Raw genomic sequence first — 13,780 nt, 5'->3', positions numbered from 1 at the left:
CCTTAAGGCGGCGGGGCCGGCGCCCTGAGGGCGCACGCGCCCGCGCGCCGGCCCCGCCGCCTTAAGGAACGTTAAGGAAGTGGCGGCCGGTGCGCTGAGCGGTGGCCCGCGGAGCCTCGTACACAAGGGCACGAGGAACCATCCTGGGCGTCGGGAGCGGCCCGTTGACCGGCGATGAAGTTCTCGTTGTTGCGGACCGCCTGGGCGAGGCCGTCGCAGGCCACCGATGCCTGGCTGGTGCCGGTCATGACGATCGCGGTGCCGGCGACCAGTGCCGCGGCACCGGCGACGAGGGCGATCTTCTTCCTGACGCCGAGGGTCTTCCTGCGTGACACGTAAGGTCTCCTGTCCCCGGCCGGACAGGCGCCGGGCGCCGGAGCGGGCGGCGGCGAGCAGGCGGGCGGCGAGGAAGCCGGCGGCGAGCAGGACGGCGGCCAGGAAGCCGGCGGCGAGCAGGACGGCGGCCAGGAAGCCGGCGGCGGTCAGGCGGGCGGCGGCGCGGCGGGCGAGGTCGTCTGCGCCGGGTCGACGGTGACGCTCTCCGGCGAGGGCGGCGCTCCGGCCGCCTCCAGCGGACAGTTCCCGCTCGGCACCCGGCTGCGGGTGACCAACCTCGACAACGACAAGTCCACCACCGTGGAGGTGACCTCGGTCTCCGGCAGCTGCGCCCTGCTCAACGACGCAGCCTTCGAACAGGTCCGCGAGGCGGGCAAGTTCCTGATCCGCAACGCGCGCATCGAGCGCGTCGGCTGACCCCGGTCGGGCCGGTCCCGGGCCCCGTCCACTGTCCCCGGGGCCGGCCGCGTCCGGTACGCGGGACGGTGCCCCCGCTCCCCCTCCCCACCACCCCGGGCGGAGCGCCCGGGCCGCGCGGAGTCCCCGCGCGGCCCGGCGGCACCGTCCCGTGGGCGTCGTCCCGCGGCGGGCGGCGTCAGGGGCGCAGCCGCTCCTCCGCCTCCGCGAGGATCTCCGTGATCCGCAGCCCGAACCGCACGTCGCACGCGTGCGGCCGTCCGGTCCGCGCCGCGGCGGCCAGTTCGTCCACCGCTCTGCGGAAGGCGACGACCGGGTCGCCCCAGCCGTCCGGCATGGCGGACCTGCCGTGCTCGCCCCGCAGGACGAGTTCCACCGCGGCCGCCTTCGCGGGGGCGCCGAGACCGAGCGTCAGCGTGCTGGACGCGCCCGTCGCGTGCCGCAGGACCAGATGCGTGGTGTCCTCGGGGCCGCGCGCCGCCGTCACCGACGTGACGTCGCCGAGCACCGGCAGCAGCGCGGAGAGCGCGTGCGGGCCGACGTCCCACAGGCCGCCCTTCTCGCGCCGCCACGGGGAGGCGGCGAACGGGCTGTCCGAGCCCGGCGCGTAGAGGGAGCCGAGCCACTGGGCGTGGGCCGTGAACCAGCCGCCCACCGCGCTCTGCGCGTCGACCCACTCCGCGGTCTCCTCGGCGAACCGCAGGGTGCAGAAGACCACCGACGCGACCCCGGCCTCCTCGGCGGCGCGGGCCGTCGCCCGTGCGTCGGCGACGGTGGTGGCCACCGGCTTGTCCAGCAGCAGATGACACCCCGCGGCGGCGGCCCGGACGGCGAGCTGCGCCTGCACGTCCGGCGGGACGCAGAAGGCGACGGCGTCGCTGGCGGCGAAGAGTTCGCCGAGTCCGTCCTCGCCGGTGAAGGCGGTGGTGCCGTGGGCGTCGGCGAGCGCGGCCGCGGCCTCGGACCGCCGGCCCCACACTCCGCCGAAAGCGACGTCCGGGTGTCCGGCGAGCGCGGGCGCGTGGGTCATGGCCGCCCAGGGCCCGGCCCCGACGAGGCCGATACGCAGGTGTCTGGTCATGCGCACCAGTGTGCACGCGGGGGCGCGGCCCGGCGGCGCACGGCCCCCCTCCCCGGGGCCCCGCCTGTATACGACGGAGCCGCGGGGGGCTCGTGGCCCGGCGGGAGACCACCGCGCGGCACGCCCGACACACCGGCCCGGACCGGTGTGTTTCGCACGTAACGTGGGGTTCACAAACGGGCAACGGCCGGGAAATCGCGTATTGCGAAGCTGCGCGGCATACCGCTGCACCCGCAAAGGATGAGACCCGTGAGCATCAAGGCTGAGTACATCTGGATCGACGGCACCGAGCCGACCGCCAAGCTTCGCTCCAAGACGAAGATCCTCGCGGCCGGTACCTCCACGGCCCTCGCCGACCTGCCCATCTGGGGCTTCGACGGGTCCAGCACCAACCAGGCGGAGGGCCACGCCTCGGACCGCGTGCTCAAGCCGGTCTTCGTCTGCCCGGACCCGATCCGCGGCGGGGACAACGTCCTCGTGCTCAACGAGGTCCTCGACATCGACATGACCCCGCACTCCTCCAACACGCGCGCCGCACTGGTCGAGGTAGCGGAGAAGTTCGGCTCCCAGGAGCCGATCTTCGGCATCGAGCAGGAGTACACCTTCTTCGAGGGCGACCGCCCCCTCGGCTTCCCGCAGGGCGGCTTCCCGGCCCCGCAGGGCGGCTACTACTGCGGCGTCGGCGTCGACGAGATCCACGGCCGCGACGTCGTCGAGGCGCACCTGGACAACTGCCTGAAGGCGGGCCTGGGCATCTCCGGCATCAACGCCGAGGTCATGCCCGGCCAGTGGGAGTTCCAGGTCGGCCCGCTGGCGCCCCTGGAGGTCGCCGACCAGCTGTGGATCGCCCGCTGGCTGCTCTACCGCACCGCCGAGGACTTCGGCGTCGCCGCCACCCTCGACCCGAAGCCGGTCAAGGGCGACTGGAACGGCGCCGGCGCGCACACCAACTTCTCCACCAAGGCGATGCGCGAGGGCTACGACGCGATCATCACCGCCTGCGAGTCGCTGGGCGAGGGCTCCAAGCCGCTGGACCACGTCAAGAACTACGGCGCCGGCATCGACGACCGTCTGACCGGTCTCCACGAGACCGCCCCGTGGAACGAGTACAGCTACGGCGTCTCCGACCGCGGCGCCTCCGTGCGCATCCCGTGGCAGGTCGAGAAGGACGGCAAGGGCTACATCGAGGACCGCCGTCCCAACGCCAACGTCGACCCGTACCTGGTGACCCGTCTGATCGTGGACACCTGCTGCTCGGCACTGGAGAAGGCCGGCCAGGTCTGAGCACCGCACGCTCCGTGAAGGGGGCGCCCGCCGACCAGGCGGGCGCCCCCTCTGCCGTGCAGCCCTTAGCCTCGGGGCCATGACAGAACCGCTGGAGGGGGTCGACGCCGTCGACTGGGCCGCGCTGGACCATGCGTACGGACCGGCGGACGACGTCCCGGACATGCTGCGGGCGACGCTCTCGGCGGACGCGGACGAGCGGGAGGCCGCCTGCGACGATCTCTTCTCGTCCCTGTGCCACCAGGGAGACGTGTACGGGGCCACGGCCGCCGCCGTGCCGTTCGTGGCCCGGCTCGCCGAGGCCGGGGGCGAGGGCCTCGTACGGCGTCTGTGGCTGCTCGCGGCCGCCGCCGACGGGCACGGGCCCGAACGGGAGGCGGTGGGCCGGGCGGTGGCCGGCGCGCTGCCCCCGCTGCTGCGCCTCGCGGCCGACGACGACTCCGCCGTGCGGGAGGCGATGGTCCAGCTGGTCACCGCGACGGGCCCCCGCGCCGTGCCGCTGCTGCCGCTGCTGCGGGCCCGGCTGGACGGGGAACGCGATCCGGAACTGCGGGCGCACCTCGTCACGGCACTCGGCCTGCTCGACGTCTCGGACACGGCCCGCACCGCACGGAACACGGCACTGCTGTCCGCGCCCGAACCTCCGGTCCGCAGGGCGGCGGTGACGGACGTGCTGCGCACGGCGGAGCCGCCGTTCCCCGACGAACTGGTGGACGCTGCCGCCGCCGTGTTCGCGGCGGCGGACGACGAGGGCGGGGTCTGGCCCCGTCCCCACGTCCCGCTGGCACAACGGCTGCTCGACGACCGGGAGGCGGCACGGCGGGCCGTCTCCCTGGGTGTGCCGATCGCGCAGCGGCTCACCGACGTCTGGCGCGACTGCGAGGCGGACGCGCTGCCCGCGCTGGCGGCCGGGGTGGGCCACCGGTACGACCTGCTCCCGATCGCGCGGATCGGCCCCGCACTGGAGCCCGGCACCGCCGATGCCTCCTGGCTGGAGCCGTATCTCGGTGCGGCCGACCCGGGGATGCGGGTGGCGGCGGCCCTCGCCGCGGTCCGGCTGCGGCTGCCCGGCTCGCTCGAACGGGTCCTGGCGCTCATGGACGAGCTGCCCGACTACGAGGACGCGGACTTCGGGACGCGGATCGCCACGGCCACCGTCGTCCGCGCCGCCGTCGAGTCCTGGGGGGACGCGGCGGAGCCGGTGGCGGCCCAGGTGGCGGCGGCGCCCCGGGCGCGGTGGACCGGTGTGCTCCGCGCGTTCCCCGAGCTCGCGGCCGGGTCCGCGGACGCCCTCGTGGCCCTGCTGCCCGCGTCCGCCCGGGCGCTCGGCGCGGCGGGGCCGGCGGCGGGACGCGAGGCCGCCCGGGCACTGCGCTCCCGGGCGGAGCGCGGTGACCTGGCGTCCGCCCTCGCGCTCGCCCGGGTCGCCGGGGACGCCTCGCCCGCGGTGGCGCTCCTGCGCGGGCGCCTGGGCGCGGAGCCGGCCACCGACGACCTGGCCGCCGCGGGCGCGCTGGGCGCGGCCGGCGCGCCGCTCGTCCCGCTGATCGAGCCGGTGATCGCGCCGCGGGCCGAGCGGCGGCCCGGGGCCCGGGCGGCCGCGGCCGGGGCGGCGGCCGCGCTCTGGCGGATCACCGGCCGCCCGGACACCACGGCCCCCGTGGTGGCCGGAGCCCTCGGCCGGGCACGCGGCTTCGGGGAGCCGCAGGTGGAACAGGTGCGGGTGCTGCTCGCGATGGGCGTGCTGCCCGACCCGGCCAGGCCCGCCGTGGAACGCCTCGCGCACTCCGAACGGCGGGTGGTCACCCATCTGTTCCCGGACGGCGAACCGCACATCGACACCGAGGCCAGGGCGGTGGCGCGGCGGCTGCTCGCGGTGGCGGACACGGGACGGGAGGCGGGGCCGGGGTCGGTGACGACGGCGCCGGAGGCGGTGGCGGGTGCCCGGTCCGGGTGACGGGCACGCGGGGCGCGGCGGGACCGGGACGGCCTGAACGGGGAGGCGCGGCAGGGGTGTTGCGCTTCCCGCTCTCGGCGGGGCGAAGCGGTGGCTTCCGGTCGGTCGTGGTGCGTCCTCGACGCGGTGGGGCGCGGCCGGCGCACCCGCCGGGCCGGCCGGTGACGCCCGTCCCGCCAGGAGCGACACCGGTGCGCGCGCCCGCCGGGAACACGGCCGGGCCGGCCGCGCAGGTGGCCGAATGCCGACTGTGAAGGGAGGATCACATCCCGATGTGCGGGACGGGTGTGCTGCAAACGCGGGGCGTCTGCTTCAATGAAGCCATGGTCAGGACCGAACAGCAGTACACGGCGGCGGGGCGCACCGACCTCGAGCCGTTCTGGCCTTCCCGTCAGCACCACGATTTCGACCGGGTGTGTTGCCGCGCGGTGAACGCGCAGGCCCTCTAAAGCCACTCGACCGGCTCTCCGCCGCTCGACCGGGTCTTCGGCCGGCGCGCACGACGTACGTACGTCTTCGTCCGTCTTCCTTCCGCGCGAAAGAGCTGACCTCTCATGGTGAACACCCGTACCCTCTCCACCGTTTCCGCCGTCTCCGCCGCCCGCTCGGCCGGCGCCCCCGCCACGGCCGTGCCGCCTCTCCTCGGCAGGCACCGGCTCCGTGCCGTCGATCCCGACGAGGTCGTGGACGTCACGGACTTCCTGCCGCCGGGCGCGACCCTGCTGCCGGCTCCCCCGCACGCACTGCCCTCGCTGCCGGGACGCCCGCCGATGGTCGGCTACCTCGTCCTGGTGCCCGCGGACCAGCAGGCGCTGCTCGGTGCGGTGACCGAGCAGCAGCAGCCGGCGGGTGACGGGCCCGTGCTGATCGACTCCGTGCAGCGCACCGCCGAGGTCGACGGGCGGCTGCTCGACCTCACGTACCTGGAATTCGAGCTGCTCTCGCACCTCGTCGCCCACCCGAACCGGGTGCACACCCGCGACCAGCTGGTGACCACGGTGTGGGGCTACGGCCACGTGGGCGACGGCCGGACCGTCGACGTCCACGTCGCCCGGCTGCGGCGCAAGCTGGGCGCCGAGCACCGCCGCACGATCCAGACCGTGCGGCGGGTCGGCTACAAGTACACGCCGTGACCGGCGTCCAGGGCTCGCCGTCCGGATCCTCGGGCCGTGCGGAGCGCACGGACCGGGGCGGATCGTTCCGGTGCCGTGGAGCACGGGGCCGGAACGATCCGGGCGGGAGACCCTAGGCGGTGTCGGCCCCGGACGGGGAGCCCGCCTCCCCGGACGGGGCCTTCCCGGTCCTCGACAGCGCGCCGAGCACCGTGTCGAAGGCCAGGAACACCAACAGGCTGATGCCCAGCAGGGGCACAAACCAGCCGGCGAGGACCGCCGCCGCGGCAACGGGCAGCAGCGTGGTCACCGGCAGCCTGCGCCACGCCCCGCGCGGCACCGGGCGGCCGAAGGACAGGCGGGCGTCCTTGGTCGGCCTGCGCAGCCACCACATCCGGTAGCCCCACACCACCAGCAGGATCAGGGCCACCATCAGCGCCGCCAGGGCCAGTTGGTTCACCAGTCCGAACAGGACGCCCATGTGGACGTCGATGCCGAGGCGGGTCGCCTTGGCGAGCAGCGGGTAGTCGTCGAAGCGGAGTTCGTCGACGATCCGGCCGTCGGCGGGGTCCACGGCGACGGAGTCGAGGTGGACCGGGTACTGGTTGTCGGTCTCCTTGACCACGTAGCCGGTGCCCTCCGCGGGCAGGGTCACGGCGATCCTGCCGTCGACGCCGTGACCACGTGCGGCGGCCACCGCGTTGTCGATGCCGATGTCGGCACCGTCGTGCGAGGCGCCGTGGCCGGCGTGGTCCCCGTCGCCGTGCCCTTCGTGCCCGCCGCCGTCCCCGGCCCCCGGTGACAGGGCGGCCGAGACGGAGGGGGTCGCACCGCCGAGACGGTCCTGGAGGGCGCCGATGTTCTCGCCGGCGTAGCGCGACCAGGTGAGGCCGGTCGCGGAGATCAGCACCAGGCCGGTCACGGCCCACAGCCCGACCACCCCGTGCCGGGACAACGTGCGGCGGCGTCCGGTCGCGGTGCGGTCGGGCAGGACCAGATCGCGCCGCGCACGGCGACGGCGCCCCACCCAGAGCAGCAGCCCGCCGAGGGCCACCACCCACAGCCAGCTCGCGGCCAGTTCGCTGTAGTGGCGGCCCGTCTCGCCCAGGTGCAGGTCGACGTGGAGCCGCGAGAGCCAGGTGCGCAGGGGGAGCGCGCCGGAGCTGCCGTAGGAGGCGAGTTCGCCGCGCACCTGCGCGGTGTACGGGTCGACGAACACCGCGAGCAAGAGCCCCTCGTCGACCTCGGGGGAGGTCATGAGCACCCGGGTCGTCGCGCCGTCCTCGTACGAGGGCCAGACCGCGGTCACCGTGCCGTCGGGGTTGGCCGCGCGGGCGGCGGCGACCTGGTCGGCGAGCGGGAGGACCCGTTCGCCGACGGAGGTGCGGAGTTCGTCGCGGTAGACCAGCTTCTCCGCCTGGAAGGAGAGGGCGTAGAGCAGACCGCTGACGGCGGCCACGAGAAGCAGCGGGGCGACGAGCAGCCCCGCGTAGAAGTGGAGGCGCAGGAGGAGGGGGCGGGATCGGGGCCGGGAAGTACGGCGCCCGGTGCCGGGAAGGGGTGGGGATCCATGGCCGGACCGTACGCACCAAGATCCACGCCGAACCGTTACAGCCCGGCGTCCTTCCTACGAATGGGGTACGGCCTGCGGTCGGGTTACGACCCGCGCAGGGGGCAACGCCCTGGACACGGGACAGGGCCTACGCGTGGGGCACGGCCGCCTCCTCCGCGGCCCCCTCCACCTCCGTGCCGGCCGGGGTCAGCAGGAAGACGTTGCGGTCCACGCGGTGCATGCCGCTGCCGAGTCCGAAGACGACCCCGCTGCTGAAGTCCAGGATGCGCTTGGCCACATCGGTGTCGGCGCTGCTGAGGTCGAGCAGGACCGGTGTCCGGTCGACGAGGTGATCGGCGACCTCGCGCGCGTCGGCGAACACCTGCACGCGCAGCACCACGAAGCGGCGGTTGTCGGCGGGCGCGTACCGCTCGGGGACGGTGTGGTGGTCCACGCGCGACGGCCATGCGTCGCGGCCGCGCAGCGGCACCACCTGGGCCAGGCCCTCCCACTGCTCGTCGGTGACGTCGTACCTCTCGTACCTGCTCATGGGTCCATCCTCGCGCCTCTCACCCGTTCGGCCCAACAGCGACACGGGTGAGAGGCACGGGGATCACGAAACGGTCAGCTCCGCTCGAACACGGCGACCGTCCGGGCCGGGACGGTGAAGGTTCCCGAATCCTTCGCGTAGGCCGCGGACTTCACCACCGCGTCGGAGCCCGAGCGCTGCACCGGGTGGAGGGCGTAGCCGCTGCCGGCCAGGGCCGGGACCTTCTGGGCCTGCTGCTCGGGCGTGGCGTTGAAGACGACCACCAGGTCACCGAGACGCATGGTGATCACGCCCGGGGTCTCCTCGGTGCCCGACAGCGGGAAGGACAGCGCGGACTGCACGTCCTCCGCCGTGGCCTGCGAGAACGCCTTCTCCGTGGTGCGGATGCGCAGCAGGTCGCGGTACGAGGCCGCGGCCCCGTCGATCTGCGCGCAGCCCACGGTGAGCGACGGCGCCGTCAGCAGCGGCTTGGCGAAGCCCCACTTGGGCTGGTTGTCGGCCGCCGGCGGGAGGCCGCGGCCGAAGCCGTTGCCGTCGCGGCAGTCCCAGTGGATGGCGTTGTACCAGTCGCCGCTGTCGTACGAGTTGCGGTCCAGCGACTTGGAACGCAGCAGGTCGGTGCCCGCCTGGGAGAGCGCGGGTCCCTGCGACAGCGCCGAGGTGGCCATGGCGAGCACCTGCATCCTGGCCCGGTCCGCCGCGGAGGTGCCGGCGGGGAGCTTGAAGGCGAGCGCGTCGTACAGCGTCTCGTTGTCGTGGGCGTCCGCGTAGGCGAGCGCGTCACCGGGGGCCGCGGCGTATCCGGCCGGGGCGCCGTTGTAGTCGACCTCGGAGCCCTTGACCGTGCGGCCCGCGGTGTCCGTGAACGAGTACGACGCGAGGTTGCCGGAGAGACCGACCTTGATCAGGTCCTGGTAGTGGAGCAGCCGGGCCCGCTGCTCGGCTTCGGTGCCGTTGTCCTTCGAGGTGTTGGGGTCGGTGAAGAGACCGGAGGCGAAGCCCTGCACGCCCGGGTCCTCGTCGAACGGGCCGCCGCCGCGCACGGCGTCACGGGCGCGGTCGGAGAAGGTCGCGATGCCGGTGCCGGCCATGTTCTTCTGGGTGGCCTGGACGAAGCGGGCGTCGTCGGCGATCTCGCCGAAGTTCCAGCCCTCGCCGTAGAGCACGATCTTCTTCCCGTCGACGCCGTCGCGAGCCACGGTGAGCTCGTCGAGCGCCTTGCGGACGGCGAGGATGTTCTCCTTCGGGTGGTGCCCCATCAGGTCGAACCGGAAGCCGTCGACCTTGTAGTCGCGGGCCCAGGTGACGACCGAGTCCACGACGAGCTTGCCCATCATGGCGTTCTCGGGCGCGGTGTTGGCGCAGCAGGTGGAGGTGGCGACGGAGCCGTCGGCGAGCAGCCGCTGGTAGTAGCCGGGGACGATCCGGTCGAGCACCGACTTGTCCGACTGACCGGCGGCGACGGTGTGGTTGTAGACGACGTCCATGACGGTGCGCAGCCCGTCCTCGTTGAGCGCCTGGACCATCCGGCGGAACTCGACGGTGCGCTTCGTGCCGTCCGGGTCGGTGGCGTAGGAGCCCTCGGGGACGGTGTAGTGCAGCGGGTCGTACCCCCAGTTGTACGCGTCCTTCGCCGCGGCCTTCGCGACGCACGCCTGCTGCTCCTCGGAGTCGGGAGCGTGGACGAGCAGGTCGCACGCGGGCTGCTGCTGGTCGGACTTCTTCTCGGGGATGGTGCCGATGTCGAAGGCGGGCAGCAGGTGGACGTAGGAGGTGCCGGCACGGGCCAGCTCGCGCAGGTGCCGCGAGCCCTTGCTGTCCTTGTCCGCGAAGGCGAGGTAGGTGCCCTTGTCGTCGGCGGTGGGGTCGGCGATCGAGAAGTCGCGGATGTGCAGCTCCTGGATCTGGGCGTCCCGCAGCGGTACGGCGGCGGGCTTCTTCAGGCCGGACCAGCCCTTCGGGGCGAGGGACCTGTCCGTCAGGTCGACGACGACGCTCCTCTCGGAGTCGGCCGTCAGGGCCAGCGAATAGGGGTCGGTGACCTTGTTGGTGACGACCTTCCGGACGCTGGGGGCCCAGACCTTCACGTGGTAGCGGTAGGTGTCGCCCTTCCATCCCTTGCTGCCGCGCACCGACCAGACGCCGCTCGCGTCGTCCCGGCGCATCGCGACGTTCCGGCCGTCGATCTCCAGGGAGACCTGCTGGGCGGTGGGGGCCCACAGGCTCAGCGTGGGCACGCCCTTGCGGTCGAAGACGGCGCCCAGGTCGGCCCTGGTCGCCTGCGCCGCGTAGAGGTCGTCGAGGACGCCGGCGATCTGGACGCCGGTGGCGGTGAGCGCCGCCCCGTTGGCCGCGTACTGGGCGGCGACGACCTGGCCGCGGAGCGCCTCGCGGACCCGGTCCCGGTCGCGGGCGTCGACGGACCATGCGGTGTATCCGGCCAGGTGCGGGAACTTCGCCTTCTGCGCGGCGGTCAGCTCGGCGGCGTTCAGGCGCAGCACCTTGCGGTCGCCGGTGAGGGCACCGTCCTTCACCGCGACGGAACCGTCACGCGAGTAGAGGAGCGCGCTGGAGGCGGCGGCCGCGCTGCCGTTCCAGGCGACGGTGTTCTCGTCGATCCACACCGCCTGCGCCTTGGTCAGGTCGAGGGCGGCGCTGCTGCCCTTGGGCTGCGGCAGCAGGTACTTCTCCTGTCCGCCGAGGAGCCAGACCTCGTGGCCGTTCGCCTTGAGGTCGAGCGACTGGTCGGAGGGGAGGTCCTTCTCGTCGCCCTTGTGCAGGATGTAGCTGAGCGAGGTCGCCCCGGCGGCCAGCGGCACCTCGTACACCGCGCCGTAGGAGTCCGTGCGGACGGGCTCCAGCGGCTTGCTCCAGTCGGTGGGCTCGGCCGCGCCGGTCCAGGTGTGCAGGCCCCAGCCCGCGTGGTCGCCGTCGGCGCGCTGGTAGTGCAGCACGGCCTTCGAGGTGTCCTGGGGCGGGTAGGCGCCCTCGGGCGCGGTGGTGGAGACCTCCGGCTTGCCCTGCTCGATCCAGACCTCGCCCGTCTTGGACAGATCGACGCTCCGGTCGGCGTCGGTGTCCTTGACGCCGTCCTTGTTCACGGCGATGAAGCCGACCGAGGAGGCGCCGGGCTTCAGCTTGACGTGGGCGAAGGCACCGTAGGCGTCACGGCCGGTGAACGGCTTGCCCGCCGGCCAGGTCGTGCCCTCGCCGTCGGCGATGTCGCCCCATGTATAGAGGCCCCAGTCGTCGTAGTCGCCGTCGGTGCGCTTGTAGTGGACGATCGCGTAGTCGCGCTGGGTGGCGGTCGGCGGCTGCTCGACGGCGGGCGCGCCGCTGGTGGAGGCGGCCGTGGCGCTCGCGGTGCGGCCGGCGCTGTCGACGACGACGGCCTTGTAGCGCAGAGCCGTGCCGGCGGGGGCGGTGACCTTGTGGGTGACCTTGTAGGGGGCGTGGTCGGCGGAGCCGAGGACCTGCCACGCGCCGTTGCCCGTCTGGGCGGCGAAGACGACGCGGTTGAGCTGCCCGCCGTCGACGTCGGCGGAGATCTCGACGGTGCCGGTGGCGCCGTCCGCGGGGGCCTTCAGGGTCAGCGAGGGCTCGGCGGCGGGCGCGCCGAGCGGCTTCGCCGCCTTCAGCACCAGGGAGCCGAGCGCCGGGACGGTCACCTTCACCTTGGTGTCGCCGCCGCTGGTGACCCGGGTGTCACCGCCGTGGACGGCGGAGAAGGCCGTGCCGGCCGACGCGGTCGGGATCTCGACCGTCTTCGCCTCGGCGGAGCTGTTCACCGCCACCAGGTACTCGACCTTCGCCCGGGCGTCGGTGCGGGAGAAGGCGTAGACCGAGCCCTCGGCGTACCGCTGCTGCTGGACGCCGTCGCGCAGCGCCGGGTGCTCGCGGGTGAGCTTCGCGAGTGCGGCGATCTGCCGGTACAGCGGGTGCGCGGGGTCGTAGGCGTCCTCCGCGTGGGTGCGCTCGGTGCCGATCCGGTCGTCGTCCAGGTAGTCGGCGGTGCGCGAGGCGAAGAGCGTCTGCCGGGAGTCCTTGTCGCCGCCGGGACCGGTGAAGCCCTGCTCGTCGCCGTAGTAGACGACGGGGTTGCCGCGGGTGAGGAACATCAGCTCGTTGGCGAGCATGGAGCGCTTCAGCAACTCGGCGTCGGCGGCCTTCGGGTTGTCCTGCTTCAGGAACATGCCGAAGCGGCCCATGTCGTGGTTGCCGAGGAAGGGCACCGACTCGTAGGCGTTGGCCTTGTCCGTCGTGTAGCGGTAGTCCTGGCCGAAGAGGTTGGCCAGCTTGTCCGCGCCGGCGCCCTGCGAGGCGAAGGCGCGGGCGGCGTCCTGGAAGGGGAAGTCGAGGGTGGCGTCGAGCCGGCCCTCGGTGACGTACGTCGAGGTGATCGCCGGGTCGGCCGAGTAGACCTCGCCGAACATGAAGAAGTCGTCACGGCCGCGCTTGGCCGCGTACTCGTCGAGCGAGGTGGCCCACTGGGTCCAGAACTCCGTGTTGACGTGCTTGACGGTGTCGATGCGGAAGCCGTCGATGCCGAAGTCGCGCACCCAGCGCTGGTAGATCCTCTCCATCCCCTCGACGACCTCGGGGCGCTCGGTCCACAGGTCGTCCAGGCCGACGAAGTCGCCGTACTCGGAGGACTCGCCGGCGAAGGTGGAGTCGCCCCGGTTGTGGTACATCGTCGGGTCGTTGAGCCAGGACGGGACCTTCACGTCCTTCTTGTCCGCGGCCACGACGGGGGTGCGCGGGAAGGAGTCCCGGTCGACCGCGGGGAAGCGCCGCTCGCCGTCGGCGTAGTCGGCGTCGTCGAAGGGGACGCCGTCCTTCGTCAGGTACGGGAAGGCGCCCTTGGAGAGGTAGCCGTAGGACTTCTCCTCGTAGTCGACGACGTCGGCGGTGTGATTGGTGATGACGTCGAAGAAGACCTTCATGCCCTTGGCGTGGGCCTTGTCGATCAGCCGCTCCAGGTCGGCGTTGGTGCCGAAGTGCGGGTCGACCTGGGTGAAGTCGGTGATCCAGTAGCCGTGGTAGCCGGCCGACGCGTCCTTGCCCTCGCCCTGCACGGGCTGGTTCTTGAAGATCGGCGCCATCCAGATGGCGGTGGTGCCGAGTCCCTTGATGTAGTCCAGCTTCTCGGTCAGGCCCTTGAGGTCGCCGCCCTGGTAGAAGCCCTTGTCCGTCGGGTCGTAGCCGGTGGCGAGACGGGAGCCGGTCAGGCCGCCGCGGTCGTTGCGCGCGTCGCCGTTGGCGAAACGGTCCGGCAGGACGAAGTAGAACTGCTCGCGGGTCAGGTCGTGACGGGCCGGTTCGGCGGCCAGCGATCTGTCCGACGGCGGCGCGGGCGGCGGTGGCGCGGCCGCCGCCGGCAGGGCGGAGACCAGCGCCGCGACCGTCGCCGTCGCCAGTGCGGCGGCGGCTGCGGAGCGCAGCGGGATACGAGGGCGTGTCAAGGCGGTTCTCTCCTGAGGGTGAGGTGCGG

General features: G+C 73.4%; 9 protein-coding genes and 1 pseudogene. 5 read left to right on the top strand and 5 right to left on the bottom strand.

The features are described from left to right. Window positions 1–71 precede the first annotated feature (71 nt). Window positions 72–335: a hypothetical protein gene (locus EAO77_RS22870; protein ID WP_315986108.1), complete on the bottom strand. Its 264-nt coding sequence runs from the start codon at window positions 333–335 to the stop codon at window positions 72–74. Window positions 336–366: 31 nt separating this feature from the next. On the opposite strand from EAO77_RS22870, the pseudogene EAO77_RS22865 reads away from it, so the two are divergent. Then, a pseudogene (locus EAO77_RS22865) lies at window positions 367–753 on the top strand (hypothetical protein); the annotation flags it as partial. A gap of 178 nt (window positions 754–931) precedes the next feature. Here the strand turns inward: EAO77_RS22865 and EAO77_RS22860 are convergent. Continuing rightward, on the bottom strand, window positions 932–1,834 hold the full coding sequence (locus tag EAO77_RS22860; protein ID WP_147990177.1) for a Gfo/Idh/MocA family protein: 903 nt from the start codon (window positions 1,832–1,834) through the stop codon (window positions 932–934). A 249-nt stretch (window positions 1,835–2,083) separates the two neighbouring features. On the opposite strand from EAO77_RS22860, the gene glnII reads away from it, so the two are divergent. From glnII to EAO77_RS22845, 4 genes are all read left to right on the top strand, one after another. Then, on the top strand, window positions 2,084–3,118 hold the full coding sequence (glnII, locus tag EAO77_RS22855) for a glutamine synthetase (RefSeq protein WP_147990176.1): 1,035 nt from the start codon (window positions 2,084–2,086) through the stop codon (window positions 3,116–3,118). A 79-nt stretch (window positions 3,119–3,197) separates the two neighbouring features. Further along, window positions 3,198–5,075 carry a hypothetical protein gene (locus tag EAO77_RS22850; protein WP_147990175.1) on the top strand — a complete coding sequence of 626 codons (1,878 nt, stop codon included), beginning with the start codon at window positions 3,198–3,200 and terminating at the stop codon, window positions 5,073–5,075. A 323-nt stretch (window positions 5,076–5,398) separates the two neighbouring features. Further along, window positions 5,399–5,524, top strand: coding sequence for a hypothetical protein (locus tag EAO77_RS40285; protein ID WP_261994112.1), 126 nt, complete (start codon window positions 5,399–5,401; stop codon window positions 5,522–5,524). 105 nt (window positions 5,525–5,629) lie between these two features. Then, a complete protein-coding gene (locus tag EAO77_RS22845; protein WP_147990174.1) occupies window positions 5,630–6,208 on the top strand; it encodes a winged helix-turn-helix domain-containing protein in 579 nt (192 codons plus the stop codon). Window positions 6,209–6,320: 112 nt separating this feature from the next. Here EAO77_RS22845 and EAO77_RS22840 read toward each other — a convergent pair whose 3' ends face one another. The 3 genes from EAO77_RS22840 to pulA form a co-directional block, all read right to left on the bottom strand. Further along, the gene (locus EAO77_RS22840; protein WP_147990173.1) at window positions 6,321–7,694 is read right to left on the bottom strand and encodes a PepSY-associated TM helix domain-containing protein; all 1,374 of its coding nucleotides are present in this window, start codon (window positions 7,692–7,694) and stop codon (window positions 6,321–6,323) included. Between the two features lie 193 nt (window positions 7,695–7,887). Next, window positions 7,888–8,289, bottom strand: a complete 402-nt coding sequence (locus tag EAO77_RS22835; RefSeq protein WP_147990172.1) for a cell division protein SepF — start codon at window positions 8,287–8,289, stop codon at window positions 7,888–7,890. A 74-nt stretch (window positions 8,290–8,363) separates the two neighbouring features. Continuing rightward, window positions 8,364–13,751, bottom strand: a complete 5,388-nt coding sequence (gene pulA / locus EAO77_RS22830; RefSeq protein ID WP_187283370.1) for a pullulanase-type alpha-1,6-glucosidase — start codon at window positions 13,749–13,751, stop codon at window positions 8,364–8,366. Between the last annotated feature and the right edge of the window lie 29 nt (window positions 13,752–13,780).

This window comes from Streptomyces sp. T39, assembly GCF_008042045.1.
GTDB lineage: Bacteria > Actinomycetota > Actinomycetes > Streptomycetales > Streptomycetaceae > Streptomyces.
The sequence above is the reverse complement of the archived record's forward strand: the minus strand, read 5'-3'. Positions and strand labels throughout refer to the sequence as shown.

Excerpts from the sequence above, each read along its gene's own strand:
- EAO77_RS22860 (WP_147990177.1), bottom strand. The coding sequence starts at position 1,834 with ATGACCAGACACCTGCGTATCGGCCTCGTCGGGGCCGGGCCCTGGGCG.
- EAO77_RS22850 (WP_147990175.1), top strand. The coding sequence starts at position 3,198 with ATGACAGAACCGCTGGAGGGGGTCGACGCCGTCGACTGGGCCGCGCTG.
- EAO77_RS40285 (WP_261994112.1), top strand. The coding sequence starts at position 5,399 with ATGGTCAGGACCGAACAGCAGTACACGGCGGCGGGGCGCACCGACCTC.
- EAO77_RS22845 (WP_147990174.1), top strand. The coding sequence starts at position 5,630 with ATGGTGAACACCCGTACCCTCTCCACCGTTTCCGCCGTCTCCGCCGCC.
- EAO77_RS22835 (WP_147990172.1), bottom strand. The coding sequence starts at position 8,289 with ATGAGCAGGTACGAGAGGTACGACGTCACCGACGAGCAGTGGGAGGGC.